Below are 17,129 nucleotides of genomic sequence, written 5' to 3'. Positions count from 1 at the left end.
GGCGTCCCCCAGGAGCGCTTCGGGTCCCTCGGCCCACCCCGGGCCGGGCGCCCGGCACCGGGACCTCGGCGGCGGGGCACGGGGAGGCCCCCGCCGGGACCGGGCCAAAGCTCCAGGGGCCTACCGGCGGGCGGGGATCTGCCAGAGGCGGGCTAGTGGAGGAAGGGGTCGATGGCGACGGCGACGAAGAGCAGCGTGGCGTAGGTGATGGACCAGTGGAAGAGCCGCATCTCCTTGAGCTTCGCGCCCATGACGCCGGCCTTGGCGCGGGCGTGCAGGCCGTGCGCCTCCTTCAGCCAGAACGCGCCGAGCAGGCCCGCGACCACCGGGTAGAACCAGGAGGTGTCGCCCAGCGGCCACCACAGGGTGAGCGAGGTGAGCACCATGACCCAGCTGTAGAGGACGATCTGCCGGGCGACCACCTGGTTGCCCGCGACGACCGGCAGCATCGGCACGCCGACCCGCGCGTAGTCGTCCTTGACCTTCATCGACAGCGGCCAGTAGTGCGGCGGGGTCCAGAAGAACAGGACCAGGAAGAGCACGAAGGGCGCCCAGCCGAGTTCGTTGCGCACGGCCGACCATCCGATGAACACCTGGAGGCAGCCCGCGACACCCCCCCACACGATGTTCTGCGCGGTACGGCGCTTGAGCCACAGCGTGTAGACGAAGACGTAGTACAGGATCGCGGCCAGCGACAGCGCCGCCGAGAGCGGGTTGACCAGCAGCGCGAACCACGCGGTGGACACCGCCGACAGCGCGACGCCGAAGACCAGCGCCTCGCGCGGCGAGACCATCCCCGTCACCAGCGGGCGCTGTTCGGTGCGGTGCATCAGCGCGTCGATGTCGCGGTCGATGTACATGTTCAGCGCGTTGGCGCCGCCCGCGGACAGGTAGCCGCCGACCACGGTCGCCACCACCCGCCACAGGCTGGGCACTCCGCCGGCTGCCAGGAACATCACCGGAACGGTCGTGATGAGCAGCAGTTCGATGATGCGCGGCTTGGTCAGCTCCACGAACGCCATGACCCGGGCGCGCGGCGGCCGGTGCCCGGAGTTCGCCGGTCCCGGGTCCGTCCCGATGACCCCGGCGGGTCGGGAATCGACGGCTGTCACGAACACCCCACGAGAGATGAGACCAGCAGGTCCCGGCTGCCTGCCGGCCGCGATGCGGCGGCGGACCACGGTCCCTGCGCGTACCACGCCACTCTAGACGTAGGGAACACCCGGCTTTCCGCCGGGGGTGCCCGCGCGGCCGGGCGTGTCCCGCGCGCTCCGGCCCCGCCCGGCCGCCACCGGGAACGGAGTTGTCCACAGAAGCAGCAGCGTGGTCGAAGGCTCGTACGGCTGCGGCGGTAGGCTCGACAACGTCGGGTAGGCACCAGTCACCGGCGCTTTTCAACTTTTGTGTGGAGAGGAGCCCTGACCCAGGGTGAGCAAGCAGCCGACGACCACAGACCTCGAGTGGACCGATCTGGACGAGCGGGCCGTGGACACCGCCCGCGTCCTGGCCATGGATGCCGTGCAGAAGGTCGGGAACGGCCATCCGGGCACGGCGATGAGCCTGGCCCCCGCGGCCTACCTGCTGTTCCAGAAGATCATGCGGCACGACCCGGCGAACGCGGACTGGACCGGCCGCGACCGCTTCGTGCTGTCCGCGGGCCACTCCAGCATGACCCTCTACACGCAGCTCTACCTCGCCGGTTACGGCCTGGAGCTGGCCGACCTGGAGGCCCTGCGCACCTGGGGCTCCAAGACCCCCGGCCACCCGGAGTACGGCCACACCCGCGGGGTGGAGACCACCACCGGCCCGCTCGGCCAGGGCGTGGCCAACGCGGTGGGCATGGCCATGGCCGCGCGGTACGAGCGGGGGCTGTTCGACCCGGACGCCGCGCCGGGCACCTCCCCCTTCGACCACACCGTCTGGGCGATCGCCGGCGACGGCTGCCTCCAGGAGGGCATCTCCGCCGAGGCGTCCTCGATGGCCGGCCACCAGAAGCTCGGCAACCTGGTGCTGCTGTGGGACGACAACCACATCTCCATCGAGGGCGACACCGAGACGGCCGTCTCCGAGGACACCGTCAAGCGGTACGAGGCGTACGGCTGGCACGTCCAGCGCGTGGCCCCGAAGGAGAACGGCGACCTCGACGTGCACGCGCTGCACGCCGCGCTGGTCGCGGCCAAGGCCGAGACGGAGCGGCCGTCGTTCGTCGCGGTCCGCTCGATCATCGGCTGGCCCGCGCCGAACAAGCAGAACACCGGCGCCGCGCACGGCTCGGCCCTCGGCGAGGACGAGGTGCGCGCCACCAAGGAGGTGCTGGGCTTTGACCCGGAGCAGCACTTCGAGGTGTCCGACGCGGTGATCACGCACACCCGCGCGGTCGGCGACCGCGGCCGGGACGCGCGGGCGCAGTGGGAGAAGTCGTTCGCCGCCTGGCGCACCGCGAACCCGCAGCGCGCCGAGCTGTTCGACCGCGTCGCCGCGGCCGAGCTGCCGGCGGGCTGGCAGGACCGGCTGCCGGAGTTCGAGGTCGGCGCCTCGCTGGCAACGCGTGCCGCCTCCGGCAAGGTCCTGGAGGCGCTGGGCGAGGTCATCCCCGAGCTGTGGGGCGGTTCCGCGGACCTCGCGGGGTCGAACAACACCACCATCGACAAGAACTCGTCGTTCCTCCCGGCCGGCAACCCGCTGCCGGGCGCCGACCCGTACGGCCGGACCGTGCACTTCGGTATCCGCGAGCACTCCATGGCCGCGGAGATGAACGGCATCACGCTGCACGGCAACACCCGTGTCTACGGCGGCACGTTCCTCGTCTTCTCCGACTACATGCGCAACGCGGTGCGGCTGTCCGCGCTGATGCACCTGCCGGTGACGTACGTATGGACGCACGACTCGATCGGTGTCGGCGAGGACGGCCCGACGCACCAGCCGGTCGAGCACCTGGCCTCGCTGCGCGCCATCCCGGGGCTGAACGTGGTGCGCCCCGCTGATGCCAACGAGACGGCGATCGCCTGGCGCGAGATCCAGCAGCGCTGGACGAAGGAGATCGGCAAGGGCGCCCCGCACGGCCTGGCGCTGACCCGGCAGGGCGTGCCGACCTACCCGGTGCACGAGGACACCGCCCGGGGCGGTTACGTGATGTTCGAGGCCGAGGGCGGCCCGGCGCAGGTGATCCTGATCGGCACCGGCTCCGAGGTGCAGCTCGCGGTGGGCGCGCGCGAGGAGCTCCAGGCCGCGGGCATCCCGACCCGGGTGGTCTCGATGCCGTGCGTGGAGTGGTTCGAGGAGCAGGACGAGGCGTACCGCGAGAGCGTGCTGCCGTCCTCGGTGAAGGCGCGGGTCGCGGTCGAGGCCGGGATCGCCCTCACCTGGTACCGGTACGTCGGGGACGCCGGCCGGATCGTCAGCATCGAGCACTACGGCGCCTCGGCCGACGGAAAGCTGCTCTTCCGCGAGTTCGGTTTCACCGCCGAGGCCGTCGCCGCCGCGGCCCGGGAATCTCTGGCCGCCGCAGACCGCTGACGCTGGTACACAACATTTCAGGAGATGCAGATCCCATGACAGACGCACTGAAGCGCCTCTCCGACGAAGGCGTCGCGATCTGGTTGGACGACCTGTCGCGCAAGCGCATCACGTCCGGCAACCTGGCCGAACTCATCGACCAGCAGCATGTGGTGGGTGTGACCACCAACCCGTCGATCTTCCAGAAGGCCATCTCCCAGGGCGACGGGTACGACGGACAGCTCAGGGACCTCGCCGTGCGCCGGCTGACCGTCGAGGAGGCGCTGCGGATGATCACCACCGCGGACGTCCGCGACGCGGCCGACATCCTGCGCCCGGTCTACGAGTCCAGCGACCACCAGGACGGCCGGGTCTCCATCGAGGTCGACCCGCGGCTGGCGCACAACACGGAGGCCACGGTCGCCGAGGCCAAGCAGCTGGCGTGGCTGGTGGACCGCCCGAACACGCTGATCAAGATCCCCGCGACCAAGGCGGGCCTGCCCGCGATCGCCCAGGTCATCGGCAAGGGCATCAGCGTCAACGTCACGCTGATCTTCTCGCTGGAGCGGTACCGCGCGGTGATGGACGCGTACCTGACCGGCCTGGAGACGGCCAAGGCGGCCGGCCTGGACCTGTCCGAGATCCACTCGGTCGCGTCGTTCTTCGTCTCCCGGGTGGACACCGAGATCGACAAGCGCCTGGAGAAGATCGGTTCGGACCAGGCGAAGGCGCTCAAGGGCAAGGCGGCCGTCGCCAACGCCCGGCTGGCCTACCAGGCGTACGAAGAGGTCTTCGGCTCCGACCGCTGGGCGGCGCTGGAGCGGGCGGGTGCGAACAAGCAGCGCCCGCTGTGGGCCTCCACCGGCGTGAAGGACCCGGCCTACCCCGACACCCTGTACGTCACGGAGCTGGTCGCGCCGAACACGGTGAACACCATGCCGGAGGCGACGCTCCAGGCGACCGCCGACCACGGCGAGGTCACCGGCGACACGGTGCGCGCCCACTACGCGCAGGCCCAGGCCGACATCGACGCGCTGGCCTCGGTCGGCGTGTCGTACGACGACGTGGTGCAGGTGCTGGAGGACGAGGGCGTGGAGAAGTTCGAGGCGGCCTGGAACGAACTGCTGGACTCCACCAAGGCCGAACTCGAGCGCCTCGCCCCTTCGGAGGCGTGAGGTGGCAACCGACGAGACGCAGACGGCCGGCAACCCGCTGCGCGACCCGCTGGACCGGCGGCTGCCGCGCATCGCGGGCCCGTCCGGCCTGGTGATCTTCGGGGTCACCGGCGACCTGTCCCGCAAGAAGCTGATGCCGGCGGTGTACGACCTGGCCAACCGCGGCCTGCTGCCGCCGGGCTTCGCTCTGGTCGGCTTCGCCCGCCGCCAGTGGGAGAACGAGGACTTCGCCCAGGAGGTGCACGACGCGGTCAAGGAGCACGCGCGCACCCCCTTCCGGGAGGAGGTCTGGCAGCAGCTCGCCGAGGGCTGCCGGTTCGTGCAGGGCGACTTCGACGACGACAAGGCGTTCGAGCAGCTCAAGTCCACCATCGAGGACCTGGACAAGGCGCGCGGCACCGGCGGCAACTTCGCCTTCTACCTGTCCGTGCCGCCGAAGTTCTTCCCGAACGTGGTGCAGCAGCTGAAGAAGCACGGCCTGTCGCAGGGCAGCGGCGACTCCTGGCGGCGCGCCGTCATCGAGAAGCCGTTCGGCCACGACCTGGCCAGCGCCCAGCAGCTCAACCAGATCGTGCACGACGTCTTCCCGCCCAACGAGGTCTTCCGGATCGACCACTACCTGGGCAAGGAGACCGTCCAGAACATCCTGGCGCTGCGCTTCGCCAACACGATGTACGAGCCGATCTGGAACCGGTCGTACGTCGACCACGTGCAGATCACCATGGCCGAGGACATCGGCATCGGCGGCCGCGCGGGGTACTACGACGGCATCGGCGCGGCGCGGGACGTCATCCAGAACCACCTGCTCCAGCTGCTGGCGCTGACCGCGATGGAGGAGCCCGGCTCCTTCCACCCGAAGGCGCTGACCGCGGAGAAGCTGAAGGTGCTCGGCGCGGTCGTGCTCCCGGACGACCTCGGCAAGTACACCGTGCGCGGCCAGTACGCGCACGCCTGGCAGGGCGGCGAGGAGGTGCTCGGGTACCTGGAGGAGGACGGCATCGACCCCAAGTCCAAGACCGACACCTATGCCGCGGTGAAGCTGGAGATCAACAACCGCCGCTGGGCGGGTGTGCCGTTCTACCTGCGCACCGGCAAGCGGCTCGGCCGCCGGGTCACCGAGATCGCGGTGGTCTTCAAGCGGGCCCCGTACCTGCCGTTCGAGTCCGGCGCCACCGAGGAGCTGGGCGAGAACGCGCTGGTCATCCGGGTGCAGCCGGACGAGGGTGTGACCGTGCGGTTCGGCTCGAAGGTGCCGGGCACCTCCACCGAGGTGCGGGACGTCACGATGGACTTCGCCTACGGCGAGTCGTTCACCGAGTCCAGCCCGGAGGCGTACGAGCGGCTCATCCTGGACGTGCTGCTCGGTGACGCGAACCTCTTCCCGCGGCACCAGGAAGTCGAGCTGTCCTGGACCATCCTCGACCCGATCGAGCAGCACTGGGACAAGCACGGCAAGCCGGCGCAGTACGCGTCCGGCACCTGGGGCCCGACCGAGGCGGACGAGATGCTCGCACAAGACGGCAGGAGCTGGCGCAGGCCATGAGAATCGATCTGACGGACACCACGTCCTCGAAGATCAACGCCGGGTTGATCGAGGCCCGGCGGGCGATCGGCACCCCCGCGGTCGGCATGGTGCTGACCCTGGTCATCGTCACCGACGAGGGCAGCGCCTATGACGCGCTGAAGGCCGCGCACGAGGCGTCCAAGGAGCACCCCTCCCGGATACTGGTCGTCATCAAGCGTCCGGGCCGCTCCCCGCGGGACCGGGCGCTGGCCCGGCTGGACGCGGAGGTCGTGGTCGGCGACGAGGCGGGCACCGGCGAGACCGTGGTGCTGCGCATGCACGGCGAGCTGGCCAACCACGCCGAGTCGGTGGTCCTGCCGCTGCTGCTGCCGGACGCCCCGGCGGTGTGCTGGTGGCCGGACAAGTCCCCGGAGAACGCCGCGGAGGACCCGCTGGGCCGGCTGGCGGCGCGCCGGATCACCGACTCGGCCGCGGCCGAGGACCCGGTCGGTTCGCTGGCGCTGCGGGCGAAGACGTACGTGCCCGGTGACACCGACCTGGCGTGGACCCGGATCACCCCGTGGCGTTCCATGCTGGCCGCCGCGCTCGACCAGAAGCACGGGAAGATCAGCAGTGCCGCGGTGGAGGGCGAGGCGTACAACCCCAGTGCCGAGCTGCTGGCCCTGTGGCTGGCGGACCGGCTCGGGGTGCCGGTGGAGCGGAAGGTCACCAACGGTCCGGGGCTGACCGCGGTGCGGCTGGTCACCTCCGACGGCGACATCTGCCTGGACCGTCCCGAGGGCGGGCTGGCCGAGCTGGCGGTGCCGGGTCAGCCCGACCGCCATGTGGCGCTCAAGCGGCGGGAGACCGCGGAGCTGATCGCCGAGGAGCTGCGCCGGCTGGACCCGGACGACATATACCGCGCCACCGTCAAGTTCGGCGTGCAGCACCTGCTGAACTCCGACGGTTCCGACGGCGCGGTCGCGGCGAACGGCTCCTCCCGGTCCGGCGGCCCCGCCGCGGACAAGCCGGTCGGCGCGGCCAAGGCCACCCCGGCCAAGAAGGCGGCGGCCGGGTCCGGCTCGGGCAAGGCGGCGGCGCAGAAGTGAGCACGCCGCAGGTGGTCGTCCACCGGGACAAGGAGCTGATGGCGCGGGCCGCCGCGGCCAGGCTGATCACGAAGATCGTGGACGCCCAGGCCGCCCGCGGCTCCGCCTCGGTGGTGCTCACCGGTGGGCGCAACGGAAACGGGCTGCTGGCCGCCCTCGCCGACTCCCCGGCGCGGGACGCCGTGGACTGGGCGCGGCTGGACCTGTGGTGGGGCGACGAGCGGTTCCTCCCCGAGGGGGACCCGGAGCGCAACTACACGCAGGCCCGTCAGGCGCTGCTGGACGCGGTGCCGCTCGACCCGGCGCGGGTGCACCCGATGGCGCCGTCCGACGGCGGCTACGAGTCCGACGTGGAGGCCGCCGCGGCGGCCTACGCGACGGAGCTGGCGGCCGCGGCCGGTCCGGAGGACCACACCCGGGTGCCGTCGTTCGACGTCCTCATGCTGGGCGTCGGCCCGGACACCCATGTGGCGTCGCTCTTCCCGGAGCACCCCGGCACCCGGGAGACCGTGCGCACCGTCATCGGGGTGCACGGCTCGCCCAAGCCGCCGCCGACCCGGATCTCGCTGACCTTCCCGGCGATCCGCTCGGCGCGGGAGGTGTGGCTGCTGGCCGCCGGTGAGGACAAGGCGGGTGCGGTCGCGCTCGCGCTGTCCGCGCCGGGCGAGATCCAGGCGCCCGCCTCGGGTGCCTACGGCCGGTCCCGCACGCTGTGGCTGCTGGACCGCGCGGCGGCCGCGAAGATCCCCGCGGAGCTGTATCCGGCGGCCTCGTCGTAGGGGCGCGGGGAGCAGGACGCGAAGGGCCCGGAACCGTTCGTCGGTTCCGGGCCCTTCGCGTGTGGGCTCAGCGGCCGCGCAGCTCGCGGTACTTCGCCACGAGCGCCTTCGTGGACGGGTCCAGGCCCGGCACGTCGGCGCCGTCGGTGAGTGCGGGCTCGACCCGCTTGGCGAGCACCTTGCCCAGCTCGACGCCCCACTGGTCGAAGGAGTCGATGTTCCACACCGCGCCCTGCACGAACACCTTGTGCTCGTAGAGCGCGATGAGCTGGCCGAGCACCGACGGGGTCAGCTCGGTGGCCAGGATGGTGCTGGTGGGGTGGTTGCCGCGGAACGTCTTGTGCGGCACCAGCTCCTCGGGCACCCCTTCGGCGCGCACCTCCTCGGGCGTCTTGCCGAACGCCAGCGCCTGCGTCTGCGCGAAGAAGTTCGCCATCAGCAGGTCGTGCTGCCCGGCGAGCGGGCCGAGTTCGGGCAGCGGCCGGGCGAAGCCGATGAAGTCGGCGGGCACCAGCTTGGTGCCTTGGTGCAGCAACTGGTAGTAGGCGTGCTGGCCGTTGGTGCCGGGCGTGCCCCACACCACCGGGCCGGTCTGCCAGTCCACCGGCTTGCCGTCGCGGTCCACGGACTTGCCGTTGGACTCCATGTCGAGCTGCTGGAGGTAGGCGGTGAAGCGGCTCAGGTAGTGGCTGTAGGGCAGCACCGCGTGCGATTGGGCGTCGTGGAACCCGCCGTACCAGACGCCGAGCAGGCCGAGCAGCAGCGGCACGTTGTGCTCGGGGGGCGCGGTCCTGAAGTGCTCGTCGACGAGGTGGAAGCCGGCCAGCATGCTGCGGAACGCCTCGGCGCCGATGGCGATCATCAGCGACAGGCCGATCGCGGAGTCGTAAGAGTAGCGGCCGCCGACCCAGTCCCAGAACTCGAACATGTTCTGCGTGTCGATGCCGAACTCGGCGACCTTCTCCGCGTTCGTGGACAGCGCCACGAAGTGCTTGGCCACCGCCTCCTCGCCGGCGCCGAGCTGTCCGAGCAGCCACTGCTTGGCGGAGGTGGCGTTGGTGATGGTCTCGATGGTGGTGAAGGTCTTGGAGGCGATGATGAACAGCGTCTCGGCCGCGTCCAGGTCGCGTACCGCCTCGTGCAGGTCGGCGCCGTCCACGTTGGAGACGAAACGGACCGTCAGGTCGCGGTCGGTGTAGGCGCGCAGCACCTCGTAGGCCATGGCGGGGCCGAGGTCGGAGCCGCCGATGCCGATGTTGACGATGTTCCTGATCCGCTTGCCGGTGTGGCCGGTCCACTCGCCGGAGCGGACCCGGTCGGAGAAGACCGTCATCTTGTAGAGCACGGCGTGCACGGCCGGCACCACGTTCTGCCCGTCGACCGCGATCGTCGCGGACTGCGGGGCGCGCAGCGCCGTGTGGAGCACCGCGCGGTTTTCGGTGACGTTGATCCGCTCACCGGCGAACATCGCGTCCCGCAGCTCGAACACCCCGGTGGCCGCGGCGAGTTCCCGCAGCAGCCGGAGCGTCTCGTCGGTGACGAGCTGCTTGGAGTAGTCCAGGTGGAGGTCGCCGACCTGGAGGGTGTAGCGGCTGCCCCGGTCGGGGTCGCGGTCGAACAGGTCCCGCAGATGGGTGCCGGACAGCTCCTCGCTGTGCTTGGCGAGCGCGTGCCACTCGGGGCGCTGGTCGAGCCGGGGCGTGCCCTGCGTGTTCGTTTCGGACATCAGTCCACTTCTCCTCGTCCTCGCTGCGACACCCAAACTAATTGATGCCGCCGCCGAACGAGATCCGGCACCCGGGTATGCCGCGCAACTGCCGTCGGGCGGCCGCGTCCCACCCGGGTGCCGCAGGTCAGAAGCCGCCGCGGTGGATGCGGCCGGCGTAGCGCTCCTCCAGTACGGCGTTGCGCTCGTGGCCGCCGGGGAGGTTCGCGGAGACGTAGACGGGCGCGTCGTGGCCCTCGGCGGTCAGCAGGCCGACGGCCTCGGCGACGACCATCTGCACCAGCAGCGCGGAGGTGATCGTGGACACCCCGCACAGGGCGCCGCCGGACGGCAGCGGCAGCAGCGCGTCGCCGGCCGGGGCGCAGTTGTCGAGCACGGCGTCGGCGATGTCGGCCAGCCGCCTGCCGCTGGCGTGCAGGGCGGGCACCGCGCGGGTGTGGGTGAGCGAGGTGAGCGCGACCAGCCGGTGGCCGGCCTCCTTGACGTGCAGCGCCATGTCCACGATCGAGTTGTTGACCCCGGAGTTGGAGACGATCACGAAGACGTCCTGCGGGCGCGGGGTGGCCAGGTCGTACAGCCGGCGGGCCAGGCCGGGCGAGCGCTCCAGCAGCGGGTCGGCGAGGACCGCGCGGTCCTCGCCGCCGCGCAGCACCAGGTCCGCGAGGCCGATCCGGTTGGTGGGGATCAGGCCGCCGGCCCGGCCGACCAGTTCCAGCACGGTGGCCTGGGAGTGGCCGGTGCCGAAGCCGTGGATCACCCCGTCGGCGGCGACGCTGTCGGCGAGCAGCCGGGCGGCGGCCGGTACGGACTCCCCGTTCGCGGCGATCGCGCGCTCCACCGCCGCGCGGCTCTCGTCGGCGAACGTCGCGGCGCTGATCTGTCCCTCGGCCATGCCCGGGTCCCTCCTGCGGAAGTGCTGCTGCTCGGACGACTGCGACCCGCGGTCCAGGCCCCGAACTTCTGGTTGATCGAACCAACCGCGTGATGACTTGATGAAACATTGAGCCACCGCCGGCCGTCAAGGCACCCTCACAGCAGGCCGCGGGCGAGCGCCGCCGCACCGGCGGAGCCGTCCGCCACCGGGAAGACCCGCAAGCCGTGGTCGGCCAGCCGCTCGGTCACCCGCGCCAGCAGCGGCCCGCCGGGCCCCAGCAGCCCGCCGGTCACCACCAGCGGCTCGCCCGGCCGCGGAGCGAGCGAGCGCACCGTCGCCGCGAGCAGCCCGGCCGCGGTGTCGAGCAGGCCCCGCGCCACCGCGTCGCCGCCCGCCGCCTCCTCGACCACGGCCGGGCTCAGCGCGCCCAGCCGGGCCGGCGCCTGCGCGTAGGCCCGCGTGACGACGAGTTCGCCCAGCAGATGGCGCGCCACCGGGTCGCTCGCCGGCCCCACCGCCAGGGCCCGCCGCAACTCCTCACCGCCGCCCGCACTCCCCTCACCGCCGCCCGCACTCCCCTCACCGCCGCCCGCACTCCCCTCACCGCCGCCCGCACTCCCCTCACCGCCGCCCGGGCTCCCCTCACCGCCTGCGGTGTCCCCCGCGCCGGCCGGCCCGCCCAGGAAGTGCGCCACCACCCGCGGCACCAGCGCCGTCCACGGGCCGCGGCCGTCCAGCGCCTCCAGCGCCGCCCGGGCCGCGCGGTTGCCCAGCCAGAACCCGCTGCCCTCGTCGCCGAGCAGCCAGCCGTGGCCGTCGGAGACCGCCGCACTGCGGCCCCCGGCCAGCCGCGCCGCGATCGCGCCGGTGCCCGCGATGAGCACCAGCCCGTCGGCGGGCGCCCCGGGCGCCGCCGCCAGCGCCACCTCGGTGTCGCCGCCGATGCCGACCGGCACCCCGGTGATCCCGTGCGCGGCCAGCGCGTCGCGCAGGCAGGACACGGCCAGCTCCGCCCCGCGCTCCGGCCCCGCCCCCGGCGCCGCGCCCGCGAACCCGCCGAACGCCGCGCCGACCCGGTCGCGCAGCTCGCCACCGTCCGCGCGCCACCGCGGGGCGGAGGCGGCCTCCGCGAGCGCCTCGCCCACGGCCGCGGCGAGGTGGCGGGTCAGGTCGCCGCGGCCGACGCTCAGCGCGTTGCCGGGCCCGCCGGTGCCCCGGCCCAGCACCCGGCCGCCGGGCCCGCCCTCGGCCAGGCACGCCCGGCTGCGGGTGCCGCCCGCGTCGATACCCACGACCAGGGGCGGCCGGCCCGCCGCCCCGGCGCCGCTGCCGCCGCTCACCGGGTGGCTGTAGATTTCCGTCATCACCACGCATCGTGGTTGAAGGATTCACCGGCGCACAACCCCGACGGGACGAGTCGTCATGATCACCGCACTGATCCGCACCGAACTCCCCCGGATGTCGGGGTCGCTGCGCAAGGTCGGCGAGCTGGTGCTCGCCGACCCGGCCGCGGCCACCCACGGCTCCGCGGCGGAGCTGGGGCGCCGCACCGGCACCTCGCAGGCGACGGTGACCCGCTTCTGCCGGGCGCTGGGCCTGGAGTCCTACCAGCAGTTGCTGATCGAGTTGGCGCAGGAGCAGGGGCGTACGGCTGCCGAGCCGCGCACGGCCCCGCTCGGCCCGCGGATCGGGCCGGACGACGACCTGGAGCAGGTCATCGGCGTGGTCGCCGAGGCCGATCTGCGGGCCCTGCGGCACACCGCCGAGCAACTGGACCGGGAGGCGCTGGAACGCGCCGCACAGGCCCTGGCACGGGCCCGCCGGATCGACGTCTACGGGGTCGGCGGCTCCGGCATCGTGGCCCACGAGACGCAGGCCCGGCTCTTCGGCATCGGCTGCGCCGCCCACGCCTGGACCGAGGTGCACGCCGCGGCGACCTCGGCGGCCCTGCTGACGCCCTCCGACGCCGTGGTGGCCGTCTCCCACTCCGGCGCCACCCGGGAGGTCCTGGAGCCGCTGCGGACGGCCGCGGAGCGGGGCGCGGCGACCGTGGCCGTCACCGGCGACCCGCGCTCGCCCATCGCGCAGGCCGCCGACGTCCGCCTGACGTCGTTCTCCGGCGAGACCAGCTTCCGGCGCGGCAACTTCGGCACCCGCCACTCGGTGCTGCTGATCGTGGACTGCCTGTACGCCCGCGTCGCGCAGCTCACCTACGAGCGGGCGACCGCGTCCATCGCGCTGACCGCGCACCTCGGAGCGACCCACAGCGCACGGAAAACCCCCGGCCGCCGGGCGGGCTCAGGAAGCTGAGCCGGCCCGGCGGCCGGGGGCGGGACGTGCGGGTCCGAGACGGACAGGAGCGGCCCGGGGGCTAGATCTCGCCCCGGAGCTTCGCCAGCGCCTCCGCGAGGATCGCCTCGCCGTCGGCGGCCGAGCGGCGCTCGCGTACGTACGCGAGGTGCGTCTTGTACGGCTCGGTGCGCGGCGGTGCCGGCGGGTTCTCCTCGTCCTGCCCGGCCGGGAAGCCGCAGCGCGGGCAGTCCCAGGTGTCCGGGATCTGCGCGTCGCTGGCGAAACTCGGCTGGGTCTCATGCCCGTTGGAGCACCAGAAGGAGATGCGCAGGCGCGGCGCGGACTCGCCGCGCTCGGCCTCTCCCATCGGCCCCGCTCCGACCCGACTGCCACGGATCGCGTTGCCACTTGCCACGGTCGTAACTCCCTGCGTGATGGTGCTGCGAGGTCGTCCACTTGACGGAGACCGGTTCGCCCCCGCACCTGGCGGGAAAGGGCACCGTATCCCAAGACGCGCGTCCATGATAAGTCGCGGACAAGTCGTCTTCACGACGCGGCGTCAATTCGCCTGGAACCGGCGGTAGTCGGACGGGCCTTATGCGCCACCCGCGCGAGTCGGACGGGCAGGAGCCGTGCGGCGGCGACTAGTTGTTCGTCTTCATCACGATGCCCAGGGCGACGATGCACGCGAACCACAGCAGGCCGATCACCACGGTGATCCGGTCGAGGTTGCGCTCGGCCACCGACGAACCGCCGACGGACGACTGCATGCCGCCGCCGAACATGTCCGACAGGCCGCCGCCCTTCCCCTTGTGCATGAGCACGAGCAGCAGGAGCAGCAGGCTGAAGATGATGAGGGCGATGGAGAACCCGATGACCACGGCTGGACCAACTCTCTCGGCTACATGACGGCACCACACGATTACGGCGCGGGGCCGGACGCGGTGCGATCACACCACTCCGGCCCCGACAGGGTACTTCACCGGACCCCTGACTTCACCGGTCCGTCACTGGTCGCGGAAGCGCACGATCCGCACGAACTCCTCCGGGTCCAGCGCGGCGCCGCCCACCAGGGCGCCGTCCACGTCCGGCTGGGCCATGATCGCGGCCACGTTGCCGGCCTTGACCGAGCCGCCGTACTGGATGCGGACGCCGTCGGCCAGCTCTTGGTCGTACAGCTCGGCGAGCCGGCCGCGGATCGCCCCGCAGACCTCCTGGGCGTCCTCGGGGGTGGCCACCTCGCCGGTGCCGATCGCCCACACCGGCTCGTAGGCGACGACGATCCGGGCCGCCTGGTCGGCGGGGACGTCCTTCAGGGCGCCGTCGAGCTGCGCGAGGGTGTGGGAGACCTGGTTGCCGGCCTTGCGGACGTCCAGGCCCTCGCCGACGCACAGGATCGGGGTCAGGCCGTGCGCGAAGGCGGCCTTCACCTTGGCGTTGACGACCTCCTCGTCCTCGCCGTGGTACTGGCGGCGCTCGGAGTGGCCGATCGCGACGTAGGAGCACTTCAGCTTGGACAGCATCGGCCCGGAGATCTCACCGGTGTACGCGCCGTGGTCGTGCGCGGACACGTCCTGCGCGCCGTACTTGATCCGCAGCCGGTCGCCGTCCACCAGGGTCTGCACGGAGCGCAGGTCGGTGAAGGGCACCAGGACGGCGACCTCGACCGCGTCGTGGTCCTTGTCGGTGAGGCCGAAAGCGAGCTTCTGGACGTGCGCGATGGCCTCGAGGTGGTTGAGGTTCATCTTCCAGTTGCCCGCCATCAGCGGGGTGCGGGTGCTCTGCTCACTCATCGGTCTTCAGTTCTCCAAAGCGGAAAGGCCGGGCAGGGTCTTGCCTTCGAGGTATTCCAGGCTGGCGCCGCCGCCGGTGGAAATATGGCCGAAAGCGTTCTCGTCGAAGCCGAGGATGCGGACGGCCGCGGCCGAGTCGCCGCCGCCGACCACGCTGAACGCGGGGCTGTCGACCAGCGCCTGCGCCACCGCGCGGGTGCCGTCGGCGAAGTCGGGGTGCTCGAAGACACCCATCGGGCCGTTCCAGAAGATCGTCGACGCGTCGGCGAGCTTGGCGGCGAACAGCTTGCGCGACTCCGGGCCGATGTCCAGGCCGATCACGTCGGCCGGGATGGCGTCCACCGGCGCGGTGACCGGGTCCGCGGGGGCCTTCGTCGCCAGGTCCGGGAAGCTGGTGGCGCCGACCACGTCGACCGGCAGCACGAACTCCACGCCCTTGGCCTTCGCCCGCTGGAGGTACTCGGTGACGACCGGCAGCTGGTCCTCCTGCAGCAGGCTCTTGCCGACCTCGTGGCCCTGGGCCTTGAGGAAGGTGAAGACCATGCCGCCGCCGACCAGGATGCGGTCGGCCTTCTCCAGCAGGTGGTCGATGACGCCGAGCTTGTCGGAGACCTTCGAGCCGCCGAGCACCACCGCGTACGGGCGGGAGACGTCCTCGGTGAGCTTCTTCAGCACCCCGACCTCGGTCGCGATCAGGCCGCCGGCCGCGTGCGGCAGCCGGGCCGGCAGGTCGTAGACCGAGGCGTGCTTGCGGTGCACCGCGCCGAAGCCGTCGCCCACGTACGTGTCGGCGAGGGCGGCGAGCTGGTCGGCGAAGGCGCCGCGCTCGGCGTCGTCCTTGCTGGTCTCGCCGGGGAAGAAGCGCAGGTTCTCCAGCAGCACCACGTCGCCGGCGGCGGCGCCCGCCAGCGCCTGCCGGGTCCGGTCGCCGACCGTGTCGGTACCGAAGAACACCTGGCCGCCCAGGAGTTCGGCGAGCCGGTCGCGGACCGGGGCGAGCGAGAACTTCGGGTCGGGCGCGCCCTTGGGGCGGCCCAGGTGCGAGGCGACGATCACCGTGGCGCCGGACTCGGCGAGCTTGGCGATGGTCGGCACGGCGGCCCGGATACGGCCGTCGTCGGTGATGGTCGCGCCGTCCAGCGGCACGTTGAGGTCGGCGCGGACGAACACCCGCTTGCCCTCGACCTGCCCCTCGGCGATCAGGTCGTCGATCGTCTTCATCTGTCGGGTCTCCTGTGAGTAGGTCCGGCACCTGACGCCACGCGAACAGGGCCCGGACGGCGCGTCATCGCGCTCGTCCGGACCCTGTCGCTCGCATCGCGGTGCGGTGGCTGACGGAAACGGCTACGCGGCCGCGGTTCCGGCGTGCCTCAGAGCCGGCCGCCGACGAAGACCGCGAGGTCCACCAGGCGGTTGGAGTAGCCCCACTCGTTGTCGTACCAGCCGACGATCTTGACGGTCTTGCCGCCCTGCACCATGGTCAGCTTCGAGTCGAAGGTGCACGACGCCGGGGTGTTGACGATGTCCGAGGAGACGATCGGGTCCTCGGTGTACTCCAGCAGGCCCTTGAGCTGGCCCTCGGCGGCCTTCTGGAAGGCGGCGTTGACCTCGTCCTTGGTGACCTCGCGCTCCAGGTCCACCACCAGGTCGGTGACCGAGCCGGTCGGGACGGGCACGCGCATGGCCATGCCGTCCAGCTTGCCGGCCAGCTCCGGGATGACCAGCGCGGTGGCCTTGGCGGCACCCGTGGTGGTCGGGATGATGTTCTCCGCGGCGGCGCGGGCGCGGCGCAGGTCCTTGTGCGGGAAGTCCAGGATGCGCTGGTCGTTGGTGTACGCGTGCACCGTCGTCATCAGGCCCTTGACGATGCCGAAGTTCTCCAGCAGCACCTTCGCCATCGGCGCCACGCAGTTGGTGGTGCAGGAGGCGTTGGAGATGATGTGGTGCGCGGCCGGGTCGTACGCGTCCTGGTTGACGCCCATCACGATCGTGATGTCCTCGTCGGTGGCGGGCGCGGAGATGATGACCTTCTTGGCGCCGCCGGCCAGGTGCTTGCCCGCGTCCGCGGCCTTGGTGAAGATGCCGGTGGACTCGATCACGATGTCCACGCCCAGCTCGCCCCACTTGATGGCGGCGGGGTCGCGCTCGGCGAGCACCTTGATGGTGTGGCCGTCCACGGTGATCGTGTCGGCGGTGTGCGTGACCTCGGCCTTCAGGCGCCCGAGGATCGTGTCGTACTTCAGCAGGTGCGCCGTGGTGGCGGTGTCACCCAGGTCGTTGACAGCCACGATCTCGACGTCCGCACCCTGTTCCAGGATGGCGCGGAAGAAGTTACGACCGATGCGGCCAAAGCCGTTGATGCCTACCCGGATCGTCACGAAC

General features: G+C 72.0%; 15 protein-coding genes. 6 read left to right on the top strand and 9 right to left on the bottom strand.

Annotated elements, in window-relative coordinates:
• Nucleotides 1-152: 152 nt before the first annotated feature.
• Nucleotides 153-1,112 carry a heme o synthase gene (locus AC3ERT_RS07145; protein WP_335973494.1) on the bottom strand — a complete coding sequence of 320 codons (960 nt, stop codon included), beginning with the start codon at nucleotides 1,110-1,112 and terminating at the stop codon, nucleotides 153-155.
• Nucleotides 1,113-1,428: 316 nt separating this feature from the next.
• Between AC3ERT_RS07145 and tkt the strand changes: the two genes are divergently transcribed.
• The 5 genes from tkt to pgl are packed head-to-tail and all read left to right on the top strand — an operon-like array spanning nucleotide 1,429 to nucleotide 8,062.
• On the top strand, nucleotides 1,429-3,516 hold the full coding sequence (gene tkt / locus AC3ERT_RS07140) for a transketolase (RefSeq protein WP_335973498.1): 2,088 nt from the start codon (nucleotides 1,429-1,431) through the stop codon (nucleotides 3,514-3,516).
• A 35-nt stretch (nucleotides 3,517-3,551) separates the two neighbouring features.
• Complete coding sequence (tal, locus tag AC3ERT_RS07135) at nucleotides 3,552-4,670, top strand: transaldolase (RefSeq protein WP_335973501.1); 1,119 nt, start codon at nucleotides 3,552-3,554, stop codon at nucleotides 4,668-4,670.
• A gap of 1 nt (nucleotide 4,671) precedes the next feature.
• A complete protein-coding gene (gene zwf / locus AC3ERT_RS07130; protein ID WP_335973504.1) occupies nucleotides 4,672-6,213 on the top strand; it encodes a glucose-6-phosphate dehydrogenase in 1,542 nt (513 codons plus the stop codon).
• The gene (opcA, locus tag AC3ERT_RS07125; protein WP_435129713.1) at nucleotides 6,210-7,283 is read left to right on the top strand and encodes a glucose-6-phosphate dehydrogenase assembly protein OpcA; all 1,074 of its coding nucleotides are present in this window, start codon (nucleotides 6,210-6,212) and stop codon (nucleotides 7,281-7,283) included. Before zwf ends, opcA begins: the two co-directional genes overlap by 4 nt.
• A gap of 38 nt (nucleotides 7,284-7,321) precedes the next feature.
• Nucleotides 7,322-8,062 carry a 6-phosphogluconolactonase gene (pgl, locus tag AC3ERT_RS07120; protein WP_435129814.1) on the top strand — a complete coding sequence of 247 codons (741 nt, stop codon included), beginning with the start codon at nucleotides 7,322-7,324 and terminating at the stop codon, nucleotides 8,060-8,062.
• A 67-nt stretch (nucleotides 8,063-8,129) separates the two neighbouring features.
• On the opposite strand, the gene pgi is transcribed toward pgl, so the two are convergent.
• The 3 genes from pgi to AC3ERT_RS07105 all read right to left on the bottom strand — a co-directional run bounded on the left by pgi (nucleotide 8,130) and on the right by AC3ERT_RS07105 (nucleotide 12,026).
• Complete coding sequence (gene pgi, locus AC3ERT_RS07115) at nucleotides 8,130-9,788, bottom strand: glucose-6-phosphate isomerase (RefSeq protein ID WP_435173211.1); 1,659 nt, start codon at nucleotides 9,786-9,788, stop codon at nucleotides 8,130-8,132.
• 127 nt (nucleotides 9,789-9,915) lie between these two features.
• Nucleotides 9,916-10,680: a sugar isomerase domain-containing protein gene (locus tag AC3ERT_RS07110; protein ID WP_335973512.1), complete on the bottom strand. Its 765-nt coding sequence runs from the start codon at nucleotides 10,678-10,680 to the stop codon at nucleotides 9,916-9,918.
• A 137-nt stretch (nucleotides 10,681-10,817) separates the two neighbouring features.
• The gene (locus tag AC3ERT_RS07105; protein ID WP_435173209.1) at nucleotides 10,818-12,026 is read right to left on the bottom strand and encodes a BadF/BadG/BcrA/BcrD ATPase family protein; all 1,209 of its coding nucleotides are present in this window, start codon (nucleotides 12,024-12,026) and stop codon (nucleotides 10,818-10,820) included.
• A gap of 58 nt (nucleotides 12,027-12,084) precedes the next feature.
• Between AC3ERT_RS07105 and AC3ERT_RS07100 the strand changes: the two genes are divergently transcribed.
• Complete coding sequence (locus AC3ERT_RS07100; RefSeq protein WP_335973515.1) at nucleotides 12,085-12,972, top strand: MurR/RpiR family transcriptional regulator; 888 nt, start codon at nucleotides 12,085-12,087, stop codon at nucleotides 12,970-12,972.
• A 61-nt stretch (nucleotides 12,973-13,033) separates the two neighbouring features.
• On the opposite strand, the gene AC3ERT_RS07095 is transcribed toward AC3ERT_RS07100, so the two are convergent.
• From AC3ERT_RS07095 to gap, 5 genes are all read right to left on the bottom strand, one after another.
• A complete protein-coding gene (locus AC3ERT_RS07095) occupies nucleotides 13,034-13,369 on the bottom strand; it encodes an RNA polymerase-binding protein RbpA (protein ID WP_078862516.1) in 336 nt (111 codons plus the stop codon).
• A 229-nt stretch (nucleotides 13,370-13,598) separates the two neighbouring features.
• Nucleotides 13,599-13,835 (bottom strand): preprotein translocase subunit SecG, encoded by a 237-nt coding sequence (gene secG, locus AC3ERT_RS07090; RefSeq protein ID WP_335973522.1) that lies wholly within the window; start codon nucleotides 13,833-13,835, stop codon nucleotides 13,599-13,601.
• A 126-nt stretch (nucleotides 13,836-13,961) separates the two neighbouring features.
• Entirely contained in the window at nucleotides 13,962-14,747 is a 786-nt protein-coding gene (tpiA, locus tag AC3ERT_RS07085; protein ID WP_335973525.1) for a triose-phosphate isomerase, read from the bottom strand.
• A 6-nt stretch (nucleotides 14,748-14,753) separates the two neighbouring features.
• Entirely contained in the window at nucleotides 14,754-15,968 is a 1,215-nt protein-coding gene (locus tag AC3ERT_RS07080; protein WP_335973527.1) for a phosphoglycerate kinase, read from the bottom strand.
• A 149-nt stretch (nucleotides 15,969-16,117) separates the two neighbouring features.
• The gene (gene gap, locus AC3ERT_RS07075; RefSeq protein ID WP_335973531.1) at nucleotides 16,118-17,125 is read right to left on the bottom strand and encodes a type I glyceraldehyde-3-phosphate dehydrogenase; all 1,008 of its coding nucleotides are present in this window, start codon (nucleotides 17,123-17,125) and stop codon (nucleotides 16,118-16,120) included.
• Nucleotides 17,126-17,129: the final 4 nt, after the last annotated feature.

The sequence above is a fragment of the Actinacidiphila sp. bgisy145 genome (assembly GCF_057708125.1).
The sequence above is the reverse complement of the archived record's forward strand: the minus strand, read 5'-3'. Positions and strand labels throughout refer to the sequence as shown.